The following is a 17,257-nucleotide window of genomic DNA, read 5'->3' on the forward strand; positions in this document are numbered from 1 at the left end:
GCAGCCACTCTGCCACGACGGCGGGAGGCGCGGCGAGGGCGGGAGGGGGCGGCGCGCGTCAGAGGGGCGGGAGCGCCCAGTCGACGGGGTCGCCGCCCTGCTCGACCAGCAGTGCGTCGGCACGGCTGAACGGCTTCGAGCCGAAGAAGCCCCGGGACGCCGACAACGGGCTCGGGTGCGCCGACTCGATGGTGGGGACGTCTCCGAGCATCGGCTTGAGGGCCGCGGCGTCACGACCCCACAGGATGGCGACGAGGGGTCCGCCGCGTGCCGCGAGCACCTCGATGGCGCGCTGGGTCACGGGCTCCCAGCCCTTGCCGCGATGCGACGCCGTCTCACCGGGACGCACGGTGAGCACCCGGTTGAGCAGCATGACGCCGTGGTCGGACCACGACGTCAGATCGCCGTGCTCGGCCGGGGGCACGCCGAGGTCGTCGTGCAGCTCGCGATAGACGTTGACGAGGCTCCGCGGCAGGGGTCGAACGCTGCGCTCGACCGAGAACGACAGCCCGACGGCGTGACCGGGGGTCGGATAGGGATCCTGGCCGACGATGAGCACGCGCACGCTCGCCAGGGGCGCGCGGAAGGCGCGCAGCACGTTCTCGCCGGCGGGCAGGTACCCCCGCCCCGCGCGCACCTCCGCGCGCAGGTACTCGCCCATGTCGGCGATGCGGTCGGCGACCGGTTCGAGGGCCTCGGCCCAGCCGGGGTCGATCTGCTCGGCGAGCGGACGACGCGACGCGCCCGCGGGCGCGGACCCGGCGTCCGGCGTCACGCAGGACCCAGCGTGCCGACCGAGACGCCGATGATCCCGCCGCCGTCGTCGACCTGCGGCTCGACCCGCCAGACGCTCCCGGTGCCGAGCACCGTCAACGCGCCGTCGCCGACCACGAGGGCCGTGTTCTCGTCGATCGCCACCCCTCCGGCGACGAGTCCCGCCTCGGTCGCGGCGATCAGGCGGGTGAGGGTCCCCCACTGCGCGGCGTGGACGTCGACGGCGATGTCGACCAGGCCGAGTCCGCCGCTGAGGGTGACCTCGTCGAGGTCCTCCGCCGCGTCCTCCGGGCAGACCGGGACGTCGCCGATGAGCCAGCCGCCGAGGAGGGCGCGGTCGGCGGCGATCATGGCTCCGGCGGAGAAGCCGAGGTACGGCAGACCGTCGGCCACGAGCAGCCGGACCTGATCCACGAGCGGGATGACGGCCTCGAGGTACGCCGGCGTCAGCCCCCCGGCCACGACGAGCCCGTCGACGTCGCTCAGCACGCGGGTGTCGAAGACCTCCCCCGCCTCGACGATGCTGGTGACGACCTCGCAGCGCCCGCCCGAGGCGAGCATCGACGGGTACCCGGTGCGGAACCCGGCCGACGGCGAGTCGTCGGCGACGACGATCAGGAGGGCGATGCGCGGCACGGCGCGCCCGACCGCTCCGCCCCGCACGGCCGCCTCGGCGACGAACAGGTCGTACAGGTCGGGGGTGTCGGGCGACCAGCCGCCGCCGACGAGGTGGATGCTCATGCCCCGACCGCCGTCGCGTGGTCGCGGGTCACCGGCGGGAGGGCGCTCCAGGGGAAGGTGATCCAGCGGGAGGTGCGCTTCCAGACGAAGTCGGGCTCGAGCACCGTGCGCGGCTTGCTGTAGAGGCAGACCGTGCGGACGTCGGCGGCGATCCCGCCGAGGAGGTCGCGGACGAGCACGAGCGTGCGCCCCGAGTCCGAGACGTCGTCGACGATCAGCACCCGCTTGCCCTCGAGCGAGGGCGCGTCGAGGGTCGGGGGCAGCAGCACCGGCTCGGGCAGACGCTCGTCGACGCCGGTGTAGAACTCGACGTTGATCGACCCGCACATCTTCGTGTCGAGGGCGTAGGCGACGGCCCCCGCCAGCACGAGCCCGCCCCGGGCCACGGCGACGATCACGTCGGGGGTGAAGTCGGCCGCGACGACGTCGCTCGCCAGGTGGCGCGCCGCCTCGCCGAACTCCAGCCAGCCCAGCACCTCACGCTCGGGGGCACCGGTCTCGACCGACCCGTCGGACTGCGCCGGCGGGGCCTCGGGCGGTGCTGCGGCGGTGTCGGTCGAGTCGTCGGGTGAGGAAACCATGCCAGCAACCGTAGTGCGCCCACGGGCCCCGGCGCGAAGGCGGACCCGTCAGGGTCCGACCCAACGACCCCCGGGAGGCGCGAAGACGGTGTCGACGCCGTCGGACCACAGGAGGGAGTCCGGTTCGCGGTCGGCCACCCCGGGCAGTCCGGAGTCGGCGACCAGCTCGTCGTCGAGGTCGACGAGCTCCGCCCGTCGCAGCGGCCAGGCCCCGTGCTCGTTCGGCCAGAAGCGCGTCGTGCCGCCGCGTCCGACGTGCATGCCCCACCGGGCCGTCAGGAAGTCGGCGAGCGGGTCGCCGACCACGGCCTCGTCGGTCGGCCGCACCTGCAGACGCGTGCTCGGTCGGGGGCCGGGACCGTGCCGACGCGAGGCGTACTCGACGACGTCCCCGCGCCTCCTGCGGGTCATCGAGGCCCACCGGTACGGCAGCCCGAGACCGGCGTTCGCGGCGAGCACCGGCAGGAGGCGCGCGGCCTCGAGCGTCCGGAAGACGACCCCTCGCCTCCCCTGGTCGTCGACGGAGTAGAGCCGCACGTTCGTCTCGAGGAACGTGCCGAGGACGGGGACCGGGGGCAGCGGACCGAACGCGCTGCGCGACAGCTCGAACGGGATCAGACCGACCCAGGCCGACCCGTCGAAGACGTCGGGGCGGGTGCCCCGGGGCAGCAGCGGTGCGACCCGCTCCGGCTCGACCCTCCAGTGCGCGAACGCAAGACCGCCCCAGTGCTGCCGGATGAACGGCCGGCGGGACAGCGCCGGGGCGACGTCGGAGACGGGATCGGGTTCACGGGTCATCGCCTCACCCTACGGGCGCGGCGGCCGGTGGGTAGGGTCGGGGTCGACCCGAGAGGAGCAGTCTCCGGTGCCGACCGATCCGACCGACCCGACCGTCCGCCTCGCGGACCCGACGCCCCTCGAGCGAGCCGTCGACGAGGGGTTCCTCATCGTGCGCGCGGCCGCCGTGGTCGCCGTCGCCAACAGCATCATCGTGCGGGCGCTCCAGGAGCGGCTGCCCTTCGACGCCGACGTCGCCACCGCCACGGCCCGCGACGAGCTGGCCCGGCTCGAGCGCGAGCAGCGGGACGGCATCGCCCGGCTCAAGACGCTCCGGCGCCGGACGCACCGCTCGTACGGGCAGTCGAGACACCAGTTCGACTACCGCGTCGACGACATCGACGCCCTGCGCCTGCGCGAGGCCACCCACCGCGAGCTCGCGGGACGGATCGCCCGCAGCGCCGCCGACGACGCCTTCGTCGACGACCTCGTCGCGACCGCCCGATCGCGTGCCTGGGACGACGTGGGCAGCACGGTGGTCGACCGTCTGGGCTGGGCCGCCGCGCCGACGCCCGACTACGACGAGGGTCGCGCCGACCGCCTCCGCGGGCTGGTCGACGAGGATCTCGCAGGGCTGCGAGCGGTCAGGCGTCCTCGCGGCTGACGACGCCGTCGAGCAGCGCGACCGGGTCGTCGACGAACGCCCGGACGGCGCGTTGCACGGCCTCGCGGTCGAACGACGTGTCGTTGTACGAGACCGCGACGTGCAGCACGCCGTCGAGCACCATCAGCTGCGCGGCCACCGTCTCGGGGGCGATCGGATGAACCGCCGACGCCGCCTCGATGGACCGTCCGTCGCGGATCCACGGGATGGACTGGAGCGGACGGTTGAGACCGAGGTTGCTGAGGACGACGCGGGCCCGGGCGTGCGCCGGGGTCGACGCGGGCAGGACCCTCCTCGCCGGACGGACGGACTCCTTGATCGCGCCCGCCATGAGGGCGGCGAGAGGGCGACCCGACGACGTGGTCTGCGCGATGCTGCGATCGACTGCCGTGAGGTCGTCGCCGCCCGTCACCGGGATCCCGGTGACGAAGTTGCCGGTCGTGTCGACGCCCGACGGGAGGTAGCCGCGGACGTCGTAGACCATCTCGCTGTCCGGCGAGAGGCGCAGCCCCTCCGCGGCCAGAGCGGCGCGGAGGGCCACGATGACGCCGGCGCCGAACGAGACCGGCTCGTCCCGTCGTCGGAGCCAGTTGTGGAGCGCCTTGAACGACGCCTTGGAGCCCGCCGCCACGACGACCGAGGTGGAGCCGTTCCAGCCGATCGACGGGCGCTCGACCGGCGCGATGCGGGGCGCGACGGGCGACTCGACCCGGCGGGCCCTCAGGAGGGCGACGACGCGCCCCGGGTGCTTGGCGAAGGTCTCGACGAACGCCGTCCAGAGGGGGCGGCTGATGCCCTCGGCCGTCAGCCACGCGGGGATCTCCCCGCCCCCGGCGACCGCGACGAGCGTGGCCGGCAGGCGCGTGGTGAAGCGCGCGTCCACGACGCCGTGGTCGAGGATCAGGAGCAGGCGGTCCCCCGCGAGCACGACCCGCATGGGCAGACCGGGCTCGATGTGGGCGACGAGGCCCTCGAGGGCCTCGGAGAGCTCCCGGGTGGCGAGCTCGGGCGCCTCGACGACCATCCGCTCGGCGACCTCGCGGAGGCTCTCGGGGGCGTACTCCCATTCACGGCCGTCGACGGCGCGGAGCCCCAGGCGGGCGTCGGGGCCCACGGAGAGGATGCGCCAGACCGCGTCGACCAGCGCCTCGCGGCCGGGCAGGGCGACGGGTCCGAACACGGACAGGATGTGGATCCCCGAGCCGAGCCGGTCGACGGCGCGCATGGGCAGACGGGCGACGCCCCGGCCGGTGGACGCGGCGGTCATCGTGCCCTCTCGGCGACGCTCGACGAGCCGCCCGGGACGCCCTGCGTCTCGCCGGCCGGCACGCGGTGGCCCATGAGCCCCGCGCCACGACGACGCTGACGGAGGTAGAGCAGAGGACCGCGGGCGACGGACACGAGCTCGTGCCGTGCCGTGCGGGCGATCTCGCGATCGAGATCGACGTCGCGCGGAGCCGAGGAGGCGCGGGGCGACTCCGTCCCCTCGCCCATCGGTGCGTCGACGCGGCGTTTCGCGGCGAGCACCCGGATCGCCCCGGGGGCGCGACGCAGTGCCAGTCGGAGGCTCGCGGGGTCGAGCGCGATCTTCGTCAGCCAGGCGCCGAGACCCGTGCCGTAGCCCGTCGCCTGCAGTCGCAGGGCGGCGAGATCCGAGCGGTGACGGTGCCAGACGAGCGCCGACGGCTCGACGACGAGGGCGTGACCGGCCAGCAGGACGCGGGTGAAGACGTCGAGGTCCTCGCCGCCGCCGGTCGGGGTGCCGACGCCGAAGGCGGTGTCGAACCCGCCCAGCAGCACGGCGGGGCGACGCCGGAGCGCGAAGTTGGCACCGGTGCCGAAGGCGCCGACGGAGAAGGGGAACAGCGGAAGGTCGGCCGGCGGCTCGGCGAGCCGGAACACGCGGGTCGAGACGTTGCGAGACCACGAGACGCGGTCGTCGAAGAAGCGCTGCACGGGCGTGCGCAGCTCGCCGCTCGGGACGAGACCCGAGACGCACACGACGTCCTCGCCGTGGGCGAATCCGGCGGCGAGGCCGTGGAGCCACTGGTCGTCGACGATGACGTCGTCGTCCGTGAAGGCGACGATCTCGCCGGTCGCGGCGGCGAGGCCGGCGTTGCGGGCGCTGGAGAGTCCGGGCACCGGCTCCTCGAGGTACCGCACGCGCGGATCGTCGAACTCGGTGCGGACCAGATCGCGGGTCTCGTCGGTCGCCGCGGCGTTGTCGACGACGATGACGTCGAACGAGGGGTAGTCGAGTCGGAGGACGCTCCGCAGCGCACCACGGAGGTGATCGGCGCGGTCCCGCGTGCAGAGCACCACGGTCGCCGTCGGCAGGTGGATCGGTTCGACGGGGGTCAGGGCCTCCGGAAGGGAGGCGACCTCCGACCGCAGCAGGTCCACCGAGACCCGTCCGTCGACGACGGGCGCGTCGACGAAGCCGAGCACGCTCCGACCGCGGCGGACGAGCAGCCGCGCGCCGCGGTGCCCCTCGGGGTCCGTCAGCACGACGTCGCCGAGATCCGGGCGGGCGAGGTCGTCGGCGTCGATGGCGCCGATCCAGAGCGCGCCCTCCCAGGTGGGCGCGCTGGAGCCGGCCATGGGCCGGACGAGGTGGAGATCTGTCATGAGGTGCCGTCCGTCCGGCCGGCCGTGGCCGGCCGCGTCGAGTCGCGGGTGAGGAGCGCTCGGCCGGCGACGGGGTCGACGGGAGCCAGGGAGGCGCGGCGGAGGCTGCCGAGGGCGTAGCCGGCCACGGTGGCCACGACGGCGGTGACGAGCGCGAGGAGACGACCCGCGCCTCCTCGTCCGATCGAGCGCAGCTCGCGGAGGGCCGCGCGCGGGATGTCGCGACGCAGGTAGGCCGACTCGCTCGAGAGGGAGTCCGAGGCGCCCAGCTGCCGGCTGAGAGCCGCCTTCGAGACGCCCTCGTAGAACGAGCGACGACGGAGGTAGGCCCAGGTGACCCGGTTCGCGGTGACGTGGTGCCGCACGTCGGCACGGGGCTCGAGCACGATGCGGGCGGTCGGATCGGCCTGGCGGATGCGGATGCAGAGATCGGTCTCCTCGCCGCCGAGCGGGATCGCGCCGACCCGGCCGGTGTCGAGGTTGAATCCCCCGACGTCGAGGATGCTCTCGCGGCGGAAGGCCATCGAGCAGCCGATCACGTTGCGCACGGCCGAGAGCTCGGTCGGCAGACCCCGGTGGCTGCAGCCGACGATCCAGAGCAGCTCGGGCGGGTAGAGGGTGTTGCCGCCGTCCGGCCACACGGGGGTCGCATGGCCGCCGACGCCGGCCACGCGGGCGTCGGCGAAGGGGCCGAGCAGATGCGTGAGCCAGGCGGGGTCGGCGGAGGCGTCGTCGTCGAGGAACGCGACGACGTCGCCCGCGGCGAGGCGGACCCCCGTGTTGCGCGCGCCCGAGAGCCCCTGGCGGAATTCGTTCGGGGCCACGACCACGTCGACCCACCGCTTCCGCGAGCGGGCGAGCAGCGCATCGTTGTGGTCGATCACGAGCACGACCTCGGGCCCCTCGGGGAGTCCGCGCACGGACTCCACCGAGGCGACGAGATCGTCCCAGCGGTCTTCGGTGTACGCGCAGACGATGACGGAGACCGTCGTCGACCGCAGGGTCACGCGACGTCCTGGCGGGCTCCGAGTCGGGCGTCCCCACGGGCGCCGTCGATGACCGCGAAGACGGGTGCCGGCTCGTCGGTGGCCTGGGCCGCCGTCAGAGCGGACTCGCGGATGCGGCGCATGCGGGCCGCGCCGGACGGGCGACGACGACGCTCCTCGAGGATCACGCGCAGCACGCGGAAGCCGTCGGAGATCGCGTTCAGGTTGCTCGTGCCGTGGATGCGGAGCTTCTCGACGCTCGGGACCTCGACGATGTCGTAGCCGAGAGCGGCGATGCGGCAGTTGAGGATCGTCTCGATCTCGAAGCCGTCGCCGTTGTGCATCTGACCGTCGGCGCGGGGCGCGAGGTCGGAGGGCAGCAGCTCGAGGCTCGGCACGATGCGGGCCCAGAAGGCGTTGTAGCCGTAGCAGAGGTCGGTGTACTTCGTGCCGAGGAGCAGGTTGGTGAGGGCGTTGAGGCCCCAGTTGCCGAGGGCGCGGAATCGCGTGATGTCCTCGCTGCCGCCGCCGTGGACGAAGCGGCTGCCCTTGGCGACGTCGGCGCCCGAGGTGAGCGCCTCGACGAAGCGGGGGATCTCGGCCGGGTCGGCGGAGCCGTCGGCGTCGAACATGACGATGATGTCGCCGGTCGCGGCCTCGAAGCCGCAGGCCAGGGCGTTGCCCTTGCCCTTGCGGCTCTGGCGGACGACCTTGATGTCGGGCATGACGCGCTGAGCGGTCGCGATGGTGTCGTCGACCGAGTTGCCGTCGACGAGGATGACCTCGTGGACGGACGGGAGCATCGGGAGGACGATCTCGAGGTTGCGGGCTTCGTTCCGGGCGGGGACGACGATCGAGATACGGGGAGCGGCGCCGTTTTCGGGCGTGGGGAACACCTGGTTCATGGGGTCCTTGCAGGGGTAAGCGAACTGGCAAAGGGGATGGTGCGAGAGAGGCCCTGTCACCGGCGGAGTTTCGGGTTCACGCCAGGGGGCTGGGCTCGGTCGTCCAATTTCGGGTTGAACGACGTCGCCGTCGGGTGAGTGCAAACTTACGCGTCATCCGGCGGAGCGCAAGTACCGATCGGGCGGCCGTGTCGCGCAACGATCACCCGAGCGCCGGGAACGGCCCGGGCCTCACCCGGTCCCCCTCGTCCGAGCGCCCGCCGGAGGGGCCCGGTCGCCCGTGTCCCCCGAAGAGCGGCCCTGGCCGGGGGACATCGGACCCCTCAGCCGGCTCTTCGGTACAGTCGACGAGACCTCGAGGCGCCGTCGCACGACAGCCCCTCGGACCGAGCTCGGGAGGGCAGCCATGGGGCGCAGCGTCACGGAGGACAGCACGCTCTGCGTCTGCGGCCACACCCGCGAGGCCCACGAGCATTACCGCCGTGGGAGCGACTGCTCCCTCTGCGGAGCCGCCGCGTGCCGGCGCTTCCGAGTCGATCGGACGGCGCCCGCCCGGCCGTCCTCCGCTCCGGGCTTGTCCCCCGAAAAAAACTGACTGGTACTCACTTACCGGCCGATCGGTCCCCCAGAGGGAGGACATGCCGGTCGAGGACGACCCCCGTCCGGGGGTCGCATCACCCCCGGACGGGGGTGCTCCTCACGGCGGCGCCGCCGGCTCTGCCCCCTCTTCTGGGGCGGGCGGGTGACCCGCCGGATGGTCCGCGAATCACCCGTCCGGCGAGTCGGCCGCCGGGAGCGGCCGGCGCTCAGCGCGTATGGAGCACTCCCTTGGCGACCTTGTGGGGCGCGGCCTGGGCCACGGGCTTGACCGTGACGAGATCGAGGTTGACGTGCGACGGCAGCTCGACCGCATGGACGATGGCCTCCGCCACGTCGTCGGCGACGAGCGGCCCCTCGACGTCGCGGTAGACCGCGTCGGCCCGATCCTGATCGCCCGCGAAGCGGTTCACGGAGAACTCCTCCGTGTGCACCATGCCGGGGGCGATCTCCACGACCCGGATCGGCTCACCGGACAGCTCGAGGCGCAGCACGGCCACCAGGGCGTGCTCCGCGAACTTCGAGGCGTTGTATCCGCCGCCGTTCTCGTAGGCGACATGACCGGCGATCGACGTCACCGTGACGATGTCCGCGCCTCCCGGTCCCCCTCCGGTCCTCGCGTGGTCCGCGCCGCGACGGAGCGACGGCAGGAGCGCCGACACCGCGCGCTTCGTGCCGAGCACGTTGACGTCGAACATGCGCTGCCAGTCCTCGATCGAGCCCGCCTCGACGCTGTCCAGGCCGAAGGCGCCGCCCGCGTTGTTCACCAGCGCGTCGAGCACCCCGGTCGACTCGACGTGCTCGCGGAGCGCGGCGACGTCGGCGTCCACCGTGACGTCGGCCCGGAACCAGGTCGCCCCGGTCTCGGCGGCGAGCTCGCGGAGGCGGTCCTCCCGTCGGGCGACGGCGATCACGTCCCAGCCCCGCCGGCGGAACAGACGGACCGTCGCCGCCCCGATCCCCGAGCTGGCCCCTGTCACCACGACACGCTTCGTCATCCACTGCTCCTCGTCGTCGAGTCGGCGCCCGCCGACCGGCCGCCGGTCGTCCCGGCACCCCGTCGACGCTAGCGCGCCCGGTTACGCCGCGTGTCCGTCGCGTGGACAGCCCCACGGCCCTTCCGTAGCGTTGCCGCATCGCAGTCCGGCCGATCGGCCGCCGCAGACCCCGACCGCAGGAGCACAGCATGAGCGACGACACGTCCGCCTGGAAGTTCGAGACCCGGCAGATCCACGCGGGGGCGCAGCCCGACCCCACCACGCACGCCCGCGCGACGCCGATCTACAAGACGACGTCGTACGTCTTCCGCGACGCCCAGCACGCGCAGGACCTCTTCGCGCTCGCCGAGAACGGCAACATCTACTCGCGGATCATGAACCCGACCCACGACGTCGTCGAGCAGCGGATCGCCGCGCTCGAAGGCGGCACCGGGGCCCTGCTCGTCGCGTCGGGTCAGGCGGCGTCGACGTTCGCGGTGCTGAACATCGCGCAGGCCGGCGACCACATCGTGTCGTCGTCGTCGATCTACGGCGGCACGTACAACCTCTTCAAGTACACGCTCGCGAAGCTCGGCATCGAGACGACGTTCGTCGAGAACCAGGACGACCCCGACGAGTGGCGTCGCGCCGTCCGGCCCGAGACCAAGCTGTTCTTCGCCGAGACGATCGGAAACCCGAAGATCAACATCCTCGACATCGAGACGGTCTCGGGGGTCGCGCACTCCGAGGGCGTCCCGCTGATCGTCGACAACACGATCGCGACCCCGTACCTCATCCGCCCCCTCGAGCACGGCGCCGACATCGTCGTGCACTCGGCGACGAAGTTCCTCGGCGGGCACGGGACGGTCATCGGCGGGTTCATCGTCGACGGCGGCGCCTTCGCCTGGTCGGACAACGCCGAGCGGTTCCCGGGCCTGACGACGCCCGACCCGTCGTATCACGGCGCCGTGTACACCCAGGCGGTCGGCGACCCCCTGGCCTACATCATCAAGGCGCGCGTGCAGCTGCTGCGCGATCTCGGCGCCTCGAACAGCCCCGACACGGCGTTCTCGCTCATCCAGGGCATCGAGACCCTCAGCCTGCGGATCGAGCGTCACGTCCAGAACGCGCAGGAGATCGCGGAGTGGCTGGACGCCCGCTCCGACGTCGCCGCCGTGTACTACGCGGGTCTGCCGACCAGCCCGTGGTACGCCGCCGCCAACAAGTACGCCCCGAAGGGCGTCGGCGCCGTGCTCTCGTTCGAGCTCAAGGGCGGCGTCGACGCCGGCCGGGCGCTCGTCGACGGGCTGAGCCTGTTCAGCCACCTCGCCAACATCGGCGACGTCCGCAGTCTCGTGATCCACCCCGCCTCGACCACGCACTCGCAGCTCACCCCCGAGCAGCAGCTGACGACGGGCGTCACCCCGGGTCTGGTCCGGCTGTCGGTCGGCCTCGAGAACATCGACGATCTGAAGTCCGACCTCGAGGCGGGCTTCGCGGCCGCGCAGGCCGTCACCCGCGAGTCGCTCCGCAGCAGCTGAGCCGGGAGGACGAGGAGGCGCGGTGCGGTAACAATCGCACCGCGCCTCCTCGGCTCCACCAGGATGGGGACCCATGGACTGGCAGACCACACCCGAGGACACCGTCCCGTCGAGCGTCGTCAGCGAGCGCACGCGTCTCGCGATGCTCGGCCGACCGCCGGTCACGGGCGCCTGGCGCGACGGCGACGACCCGGGCGACCGGCGGTTCGTCGCGCTCGACGACCTCGCGCTCGAGAGCGGCGTCGTCATCCCCCGACCCCGCATCGCCTACGAGACGTGGGGCGAGCTCGACGCTGATCGTGGCAACGCCGTCCTGCTGCTGCACGCCCTGACGGGCGACAGCCACGTGCGGGGCGTCTCGGGGCCCGGTCACCCGACCGCCGGCTGGTGGAACGGCGTCGTCGGGCCGGGCCTCGCGATCGACACCGACCGCTGGCATGTCGTGGCGCCGAACATGCTGGGCGGCTGCCAGGGCAGCACGGGCCCCGCGTCGATCGCGCCCGACGCGGTCGAGTGGGGGTCGAGGTTCCCGCACCTGACCATCCGCGACCAGGTCGCCGCCCAGACGGCGTTCTCCGACCACCTCGGCATCGACCGGTGGGCGGCCGTCGTCGGCGGATCGATGGGCGGGATGCACGCGCTCGAATGGGGCGTCACCCACCCCGAGCGCGTCGCCCGTCTCGGGGTGCTCGCCGCTCCGCCGGTCGCGAGCGCCGACCAGATCGCGCTCAACACCGTGCAGCACGAGGCGATCCGGATGGACGCCGCGTGGAACGACGGCGACTTCTACGACGCACCGGACGGTGAGGGGCCGTATCGCGGGCTCGCGCTGGCCCGCCGCATGGCGCTGCTGAACTACCGGTCGCCCGACGAGCTCAACGCCCGGTTCGGACGGAGCTGGCAGAGCGACATCTCGCCGCTCGGCGGGCCGGGGCGGTTCCAGGTGGAGAGCTACCTGGACTTCCACGGCAACAAGTTCACCCGGCGATTCGATGCCGGCAGCTACGCGACCCTGCTCGGCGCGATGAACTCGCACGACGTCGGCCGCGACCGGGGCGGCGTCGCGGCGGCGCTCGACCGGGTCACCGCGCGCACCCTCGTCCTGGGCATCGACAGCGACCGGCTGTTCCCGGTGTCCGATCAGCGCCTCATCGCCCGTCATCTCGCCGGCGGGATCGACGGTCACGAGCCGGCGGTCATCGCGAGCGAGTTCGGCCACGACGGCTTCCTGATCGAGAACGAGGCCGTCGGCGGGCACCTGCGTCGGCTGCTGGACGACTGAACGGCGCGTACGTCCCCCGCCGGGGGGTCCTGTGTGAAAGCATGGGGTCTGCTGTCAACCGACAGGATGGACGACATCCGATGCACACCTGGGATCCGCATGGACATCTTCGCGCAGGAGCGTGACCGGTTGCTCGGCCGTGCGGCGCGGGCGCTCGGCATCCCGTGCGCGCTCGTCTCCCTCGTCTCCCTGGCCATTCCGGGGGTGACGGAACCGCTGCACCTGGCGGCGATCGTGCCCCTCGCGGCCCTCCTGATCGTCGCGCTGTGGATGGTCGGACGGGCGTCGACGCCGTCGTGGGTGCTGATCGGTCTCGGCTCCGGCATCGCCGTCAGCCTGGTGGCCCTCCTCCCCTCGGGCGATCCGACCGACCCAGCCCTCGCCACCGCGGTGATCCCCCTCGTGGGCGGGGCCACGGCCTCGTTCTGCATCGTCCTCTCGTCGAGCCGCATCCGGGTCGTCATCGCCGCGGTCGCCTTCGTGGTCGCCGTGTCGCTCGTGGCCTGGACGACGGGCTCGCTCCTCACCTTCCCCGTCGCGTCCGTCGTGCTCGGCTGGGCGCTCATCTTCGTCATGGGCGTCTGGCTGGGTCGCAGCGTCCCGCTGGCCGCGCGACGCATCTACAGCATCGGCAACGCCCATCGCGCCGAACGCCAGGCCAGCGAGACCGAGGCGCAGCGACGCCAGGGCGCCCGGCTGCTGCACGACACCGTCCTCGCGACGCTGACCCTCCTCGCGCACTCCGGCGTCGGGGTCACCCCTCAGGCGCTGCAGGCGCAGGCGGCGGAGGACGCCCGACTGCTCCGACACCTCCGCCTCGGCGGGACCCCTCAGCCGCAGGCCTCCGGCGACTACTCGCTCGAGACCGTCGAGGAGTCCCCGCTCGGCCAGACGCTGGAGTCCGTCAAGCAGCGCTTCGGCCGGATGGGTCTCGAGGTCAGCTGGCACGGCACCGGTCAGGTGCTGCTGCCCACCCACGTGCTCGACGCGTTCCTGCTCGCCCTGGCCGAGTGCCTCGAGAACGTCCGCCGGCACGCCGGGGTCACCGAGGCGCACGTCACGATCATCCACGACGACAGCATGGTGCGGGCCATGGTCACGGACGCCGGGGTCGGCTTCGACCTCGACGGGGTGAGCGAGGAGCGCCTGGGCTTCAAGGAGTCCGTCGTCGGACGACTGCGCGAGGTCGGCGGCAGCGCCCGCCTCTTCTCGTCGCCCGGATCGGGGACCACCGTCGTGCTGGAGGCGCCGCGATGAACGTCGACGAGAACACGCTGGGCGTCACCCGCGGGCGGCGCGCCGCGCGCGGGCTGCCGATCGGCTCGACGGGCGCCCGCTCGCTGCGACAGGCTCGTGCCGCGGGTGCGACCCTCGGCACGGGCTATCTGGGCATCGGCGCCGCCGTGGTCGCGGGTCTCCAGGCCGTCTACGGACTCATCTTCTTCTTCAGCCACCTCGAGGACTACCCCGCGGTCGCCCCCGCGCTGGCCGCGTGGCTCCTCTACATCGCGGTCTTCGTCGTCACGACGGCCCTCGTCACCATCCGGGGCCAACGGCTGACCGGGTGGATGTTCGCGGCCATCGCGGTCATCCTGGCCCTCGTCGTCGCCCTCGACTTCATCGCCATCGCACCGCTGCACGACGTCGGGGCCTACGCCACGGCCAGCGTCGCCGTCGGCTTCGGTCTGCTGCCGGTCGTGACGCTCCGACCGGCCCGCGAGATCGTCGCCGCGACGATCGTGCTCCTCGCGGCGTTCGTCGTCATGACGCTCGCCACGACGCCGATCACCTCGGCGTCGGGGCCCCAGCAGATCGCCGTGATCTCGCTCGCGGTGCTGCCGAGCGCGGTGGCGACCGTCGTCCTGCAGCGGTTCCGCCGCATGGTCCAGGTCGAGCTCGACCGCGTGCTGGTGCAGAGCAACGTGTCGCAACCCCGTTTCGCCGTGGGCATGCTCGCCAGCGACGAGCTGGCCCGGCTCGACCTCGCGGCCGAGAAGCTCCTCGACGGGGTGGCCGGGGGCGAGGTGCCGCTGCCCCTCGCGCCGAAGGTCGCGTCGCAGGCGGCGTCGCTCGCCACCGAGCTGCGGCTGCATCTCATCGAGGGTCGTCGCGAGACGTGGCTGCACCACGCCGTCACCGAGTCCGAGTACCTCGGCCGCTCGGTGACCCTCGCCGACCCGTCGTCGCTGGCGGGCCTCCTCGCTCCCCCGCAGCGCGACGGGCTCCTGCAGGCCGTCTGGCTGCTGCTCGGCGACTCGAAGAGCCGGAGCCCGGGCACGACCATCACGCTCGGTCTCGGTCCGGTCACGGCCGCCGGCCAGTCGCTCGCCGGTCGCAGCGTCGAGGTGCCGGTGCTCATCACCACCACGGGGATCCGGCGGAACAGGGTCACCCCCGCCACCTGGAACGTCCTCGAGCGGGTGGGCGAGTACACCGTCTCGACGCACGAGCAGAGCGTCCGCCTGCAGGTCTCGTGCCTCGTCGACAACCCGGCCGAGACGTGATCGGCCTGGCCGCTCGGCGAAGCGGTCCCCCCACCCTCACGGCATCTAGCATGATGGGCACGCTCGAAGAAAGAAGGACCCCGTGACGAACTCCGACGATCGCATCCGTCTGGCCCTGGTCGACGACCACAAGATGCTCCTCGGCGCCCTCAGCGAGTGGATCCGCGGCGCCGCGAGCGACATCTCGGTGGTGGCGGCCGTCGCGTCGTGGCCCGAGCTGCTGACGCACCCCGAGTTCCCCGTCGACGTCGTCCTGCTCGACCTCGACCTCAAAGACAGCATCCCCATCTCGCTGAAGATCAACACGCTGAAGACCACCGGGGTCAAGACGGTGCTGATGAGCACGTACTCCGAACCCAACGTCGTGCGCGAGGCGCTGGCCGCGGGCGCGCTCGGCTACCTCGTCAAGAGCGAGGACGCCGAGATGATCGTCGAGGCTATCCGATCGGCGTCGCAGGGCGAGTCCTACATCTCGGCCGAGCTCGACCTCGCCCTCAACGCCGCCGAGATCGGCGGCGTGCCGAAGCTCAGCGCCCAGGAGCGCCGCGTCATGGCCCTCTACGGCGGCGGCGAGCCGGTCAAGGCCGTGGCGTACCAGCTCGGCATCAGCGAAGAGACCGCCAAGAGCTACCTCAAGCGCATCCGCGAGAAGTACCGGGTGGCCGGTTACGACGTCGGCACGAAGGTCGCCCTCCGGAAGCGCGCCATCCAGGACGGCATCCTGCTGCAGACGGACCTCCCGGCGCAGACCAGCTTCTAGCCGCGTCACGGACGAGCCGAGGAGGCGCGGGTCACCCGACCCGCGCCTCCTCGGTCGTCTCCGGCCGGGGCTCACCCCGGCCCGGGCGCCTCAGCCCTGGGTGATGAACACCGACCCGGTGTCGGTGTCCTCCTTGTGGTCCGCCTCGGCGGCGGCCGCGCAGAGCGCCGCCTGGCGCGCGTCGCCCGTCTTCTGCAGACGGAAGCTGATGACCGTGAGCACGACACCGGCGAGGGCGAGGGCCACGCCGACCCAGCCGGGGGCTGCGAAGCCGAAGCCGGCCGCGATGACGGCGCCGCCGAGGTAGGCGCCGGCGCTGTTGCCGAGGTTCATCGACGAGTGGTTGAGCGCGGCGCCGATGACCTGGCTCTCGCCCGCGACCTCCATCAGGCGCGACTGCACGGACGGGCCGATCATCGAGCTGACGAGACCGAGCAGGAACGTCGTCGCGAAGATGCCGACGATGCCGTCGACGAGCAGGGCGTAGGCGACGAGCGCGGCGATGAGACCGATGAAGCCGACGGTGAGGGCGGCCTTGAGGTTCTTGTCGGCGGCCCATCCGCCGATCACGTTGCCGATCGTCATGCCGACGCCGACCCCGACGAGCACCCACGGGACGACGCCCTCGTCGACGCCGGCCCCCTCGGTGACCGCGTTCGCGATGTAGCTGTAGACGGCGAAGAAGCCGCCGAAGCCGATGGCGCCGATGCCCATGACGAGCCAGACCTGGGGCTTCCGGAACGCGCTGAGCTCACGGCGCATCGATGCGGACGAGTCGCCCTCGAGACGCGGGACGGCGAGCGCGACGGCGACGAAGGTGAGGGCGAAGATGGCCGCGACGGCGAGGTAGGCCACGCGCCAGCCCTGCGCCTGACCGAGGGCGGTGATGGTGGGCACGCCGATCACGTTGGCGATCGTCAGACCGCTGAGCACGAGCGCGACGCCCTTGCCGCGGTTGCCCGGCCCCATGATCGTGGCCGCGACGATCGAGGCGATGCCGAAGTAGGCGCCGTGCGGCAGCCCCGCGAAGAAGCGGGCGCCGAGCACCCAGCCGAACGACGGCAGCACGGCCGAGAGCACCGTGCCGAGCACGAAGAGCCCGAGCAACCCCATCAGCAGCTTCTTCTTCGGCAGGTGCGACGACATGGCCGCGATGGTCGGGGCCCCGACGACGACGCCCAGGGCGTAGGCGCTGACGAGCCAGCCGGCGCGCGCGATGCCCTCCTCGGACGACTGGGCGTAGAGGCCCGGCAGCAGATCCTGGGCGATGTTGGGCAGCAGCCCCATGGCGACGAACTCGGTCGAGCCGATGCCGAAGCCGCCGAGCGCCAGGGCGATGAGGGCGAACGTCTTGCGACGGGTTGAGAGGGTGTTCACGGGCGGCTGCCTTCGCTGGGGTGGAGGGTGTCGGGCGGCGGGTGCCCGGGGCTCTCCGTCGAACGGGCCGGGATGGTGCGTCGGAGGCGGACCGCACCTCCTGCGGGCCTCGGACCGAATCGATTCGATCGGCGCGGGACCACCGACGAGCTTACGACCTCGG

At 72.7% G+C, this 17,257-nt stretch carries 16 protein-coding genes; 6 read left to right on the plus strand and 10 right to left on the minus strand.

Annotated features, from left to right (window positions below; all coding sequences use genetic code 11):
• Positions 1-58: 58 nt before the first annotated feature.
• The 4 genes from ASF89_RS09510 to ASF89_RS09525 are packed head-to-tail and all read right to left on the minus strand — an operon-like array spanning position 59 to position 2,894.
• Positions 59-775 (minus strand): uracil-DNA glycosylase, encoded by a 717-nt coding sequence (locus ASF89_RS09510; protein WP_055814125.1) that lies wholly within the window; start codon positions 773-775, stop codon positions 59-61.
• Positions 772-1,515 (minus strand): Type 1 glutamine amidotransferase-like domain-containing protein, encoded by a 744-nt coding sequence (locus ASF89_RS09515; RefSeq protein ID WP_156357321.1) that lies wholly within the window; start codon positions 1,513-1,515, stop codon positions 772-774. Before ASF89_RS09515 ends, ASF89_RS09510 begins: the two co-directional genes overlap by 4 nt.
• Complete coding sequence (locus ASF89_RS09520; RefSeq protein WP_082475110.1) at positions 1,512-2,096, minus strand: phosphoribosyltransferase; 585 nt, start codon at positions 2,094-2,096, stop codon at positions 1,512-1,514. The genes ASF89_RS09515 and ASF89_RS09520 overlap by 4 nt, the downstream gene beginning before the upstream one ends.
• 48 nt (positions 2,097-2,144) lie before the next feature.
• Entirely contained in the window at positions 2,145-2,894 is a 750-nt protein-coding gene (locus ASF89_RS09525; protein WP_055796614.1) for a YqjF family protein, read from the minus strand.
• A gap of 67 nt (positions 2,895-2,961) precedes the next feature.
• On the opposite strand from ASF89_RS09525, the gene ASF89_RS09530 reads away from it, so the two are divergent.
• Positions 2,962-3,537 carry a hypothetical protein gene (locus tag ASF89_RS09530; protein ID WP_055796610.1) on the plus strand — a complete coding sequence of 192 codons (576 nt, stop codon included), beginning with the start codon at positions 2,962-2,964 and terminating at the stop codon, positions 3,535-3,537.
• Here the strand turns inward: ASF89_RS09530 and ASF89_RS09535 are convergent.
• The 5 genes from ASF89_RS09535 to ASF89_RS09555 all read right to left on the minus strand — a co-directional run bounded on the left by ASF89_RS09535 (position 3,518) and on the right by ASF89_RS09555 (position 9,651).
• Positions 3,518-4,804, minus strand: a complete 1,287-nt coding sequence (locus tag ASF89_RS09535) for a hypothetical protein (protein WP_055796608.1) — start codon at positions 4,802-4,804, stop codon at positions 3,518-3,520. The genes ASF89_RS09530 and ASF89_RS09535 overlap by 20 nt on opposite strands.
• Entirely contained in the window at positions 4,801-6,165 is a 1,365-nt protein-coding gene (locus tag ASF89_RS09540; protein WP_082475109.1) for a glycosyltransferase family 2 protein, read from the minus strand. Before ASF89_RS09540 ends, ASF89_RS09535 begins: the two co-directional genes overlap by 4 nt.
• On the minus strand, positions 6,162-7,172 hold the full coding sequence (locus ASF89_RS09545) for a glycosyltransferase family 2 protein (RefSeq protein ID WP_055796605.1): 1,011 nt from the start codon (positions 7,170-7,172) through the stop codon (positions 6,162-6,164). The genes ASF89_RS09540 and ASF89_RS09545 overlap by 4 nt, the downstream gene beginning before the upstream one ends.
• A complete protein-coding gene (locus tag ASF89_RS09550; RefSeq protein ID WP_082475108.1) occupies positions 7,169-8,056 on the minus strand; it encodes a glycosyltransferase family 2 protein in 888 nt (295 codons plus the stop codon). The genes ASF89_RS09545 and ASF89_RS09550 overlap by 4 nt, the downstream gene beginning before the upstream one ends.
• A gap of 806 nt (positions 8,057-8,862) precedes the next feature.
• Entirely contained in the window at positions 8,863-9,651 is a 789-nt protein-coding gene (locus tag ASF89_RS09555; protein WP_055814127.1) for an SDR family oxidoreductase, read from the minus strand.
• 188 nt (positions 9,652-9,839) lie between these two features.
• Here ASF89_RS09555 and ASF89_RS09560 point away from each other — a divergent pair, with 188 nt between their 5' ends.
• The 5 genes from ASF89_RS09560 (at position 9,840) to ASF89_RS09580 (ending at position 15,717) form a co-directional block, all read left to right on the plus strand.
• Positions 9,840-11,171 carry a bifunctional o-acetylhomoserine/o-acetylserine sulfhydrylase gene (locus tag ASF89_RS09560; protein WP_055796601.1) on the plus strand — a complete coding sequence of 444 codons (1,332 nt, stop codon included), beginning with the start codon at positions 9,840-9,842 and terminating at the stop codon, positions 11,169-11,171.
• Positions 11,172-11,244: 73 nt separating this feature from the next.
• Positions 11,245-12,453, plus strand: coding sequence for a homoserine O-acetyltransferase (locus ASF89_RS09565; protein WP_055796598.1), 1,209 nt, complete (start codon positions 11,245-11,247; stop codon positions 12,451-12,453).
• Between the two features lie 99 nt (positions 12,454-12,552).
• The gene (locus ASF89_RS09570; protein ID WP_055796595.1) at positions 12,553-13,710 is read left to right on the plus strand and encodes a sensor histidine kinase; all 1,158 of its coding nucleotides are present in this window, start codon (positions 12,553-12,555) and stop codon (positions 13,708-13,710) included.
• Positions 13,707-14,957, plus strand: a complete 1,251-nt coding sequence (locus tag ASF89_RS09575) for a hypothetical protein (RefSeq protein WP_055814130.1) — start codon at positions 13,707-13,709, stop codon at positions 14,955-14,957. The genes ASF89_RS09570 and ASF89_RS09575 overlap by 4 nt, the downstream gene beginning before the upstream one ends.
• Before the next feature lie 82 nt (positions 14,958-15,039).
• Positions 15,040-15,717 (plus strand): response regulator transcription factor, encoded by a 678-nt coding sequence (locus ASF89_RS09580; RefSeq protein WP_156357320.1) that lies wholly within the window; start codon positions 15,040-15,042, stop codon positions 15,715-15,717.
• Positions 15,718-15,807: 90 nt separating this feature from the next.
• Here the strand turns inward: ASF89_RS09580 and ASF89_RS09585 are convergent, their stop codons facing one another.
• Entirely contained in the window at positions 15,808-17,094 is a 1,287-nt protein-coding gene (locus ASF89_RS09585; RefSeq protein WP_055796588.1) for an MFS transporter, read from the minus strand.
• Positions 17,095-17,257 lie beyond the last annotated feature (163 nt).

Origin of the sequence: Frigoribacterium sp. Leaf172, assembly GCF_001424285.1 — a bacterium.
GTDB lineage: Bacteria > Actinomycetota > Actinomycetes > Actinomycetales > Microbacteriaceae > Frigoribacterium.

What these genes read in the sequence shown, in the direction of transcription:
- ASF89_RS09575 (WP_055814130.1), top strand. Translation starts at nt 13,707, where the DNA reads ATGAACGTCGACGAGAACACGCTGGGCGTCACCCGCGGGCGGCGCGCC.
- ASF89_RS09540 (WP_082475109.1), bottom strand. Translation starts at nt 6,165, where the DNA reads ATGACAGATCTCCACCTCGTCCGGCCCATGGCCGGCTCCAGCGCGCCC.
- ASF89_RS09535 (WP_055796608.1), bottom strand. Translation starts at nt 4,804, where the DNA reads ATGACCGCCGCGTCCACCGGCCGGGGCGTCGCCCGTCTGCCCATGCGC.
- ASF89_RS09525 (WP_055796614.1), bottom strand. Translation starts at nt 2,894, where the DNA reads ATGACCCGTGAACCCGATCCCGTCTCCGACGTCGCCCCGGCGCTGTCC.
- ASF89_RS09550 (WP_082475108.1), bottom strand. Translation starts at nt 8,056, where the DNA reads ATGAACCAGGTGTTCCCCACGCCCGAAAACGGCGCCGCTCCCCGTATC.
- ASF89_RS09515 (WP_156357321.1), bottom strand. Translation starts at nt 1,515, where the DNA reads ATGAGCATCCACCTCGTCGGCGGCGGCTGGTCGCCCGACACCCCCGAC.
- ASF89_RS09520 (WP_082475110.1), bottom strand. Translation starts at nt 2,096, where the DNA reads ATGGTTTCCTCACCCGACGACTCGACCGACACCGCCGCAGCACCGCCC.
- ASF89_RS09560 (WP_055796601.1), top strand. Translation starts at nt 9,840, where the DNA reads ATGAGCGACGACACGTCCGCCTGGAAGTTCGAGACCCGGCAGATCCAC.
- ASF89_RS09570 (WP_055796595.1), top strand. Translation starts at nt 12,553, where the DNA reads ATGGACATCTTCGCGCAGGAGCGTGACCGGTTGCTCGGCCGTGCGGCG.
- ASF89_RS09555 (WP_055814127.1), bottom strand. Translation starts at nt 9,651, where the DNA reads ATGACGAAGCGTGTCGTGGTGACAGGGGCCAGCTCGGGGATCGGGGCG.
- ASF89_RS09565 (WP_055796598.1), top strand. Translation starts at nt 11,245, where the DNA reads ATGGACTGGCAGACCACACCCGAGGACACCGTCCCGTCGAGCGTCGTC.